The organism is Anaerovorax odorimutans (genome assembly GCF_024459955.1).
Taxonomy (GTDB): Bacteria; Bacillota; Clostridia; order Peptostreptococcales; family Anaerovoracaceae; genus Hominibacterium; species Hominibacterium odorimutans_A.
In genome coordinates this window covers 1-503 of record NZ_JANFXK010000091.1, presented here as the reverse complement: position 1 = coordinate 503, position 503 = coordinate 1, and the positions used below count along the sequence as shown (strand labels likewise).

The following is a 503-nucleotide window of genomic DNA, read 5'->3' as shown; positions in this document are numbered from 1 at the left end:
CAGGTGCGGATCAGCTGCGAAAGAAGATCCGAAGCGTTACCAAAAATGACCTTGATCGTTTCCGTTTTCTGCTCCTTTACCAGCTGGCGGGCAAAGTCCAGGATCTCCGTCTTATTTTTCGTGAGATTTTGCAATTGCACCAGACGCCCTGCCCATCGGCCCGTGCGATTGGCGCCGTAAAACTGCATCAGGCCCCGGACGCGATTGTCTTCGCAGCGGGCCGCGTCCATGGCCGCGTATTTCTTTACGGAAGTCTTGGATAGCTCCTGCCGCAATCGCAGCACGCGCTTCGCCTTCGGATCTTCCATCTCGTTTAAGAGGTCGGCCACCGTTTCCTTTTGCAGGTTTTCGATCTTCCGGCCTGACTGCTGTTCCAGCCAGGGCTTTAATTGCGCCGCGCTGTTGGGATTGGCAAGCCCGGTTAATTCTTTTGCCTCCCGCGTCAGCTCCGCCTTGACCATGGCGTCCACGGCCAGGGCTCCCCGCACCAGTTCCGTATCCAA

1 pseudogene is annotated in these 503 nt (G+C 57.1%); it reads right to left on the bottom strand.

Annotation, left to right across the window (positions count from 1 at the left end):
* Positions 1-503 (bottom strand): annotated as a pseudogene (locus tag NE619_RS17995) (hypothetical protein); the annotation flags it as partial.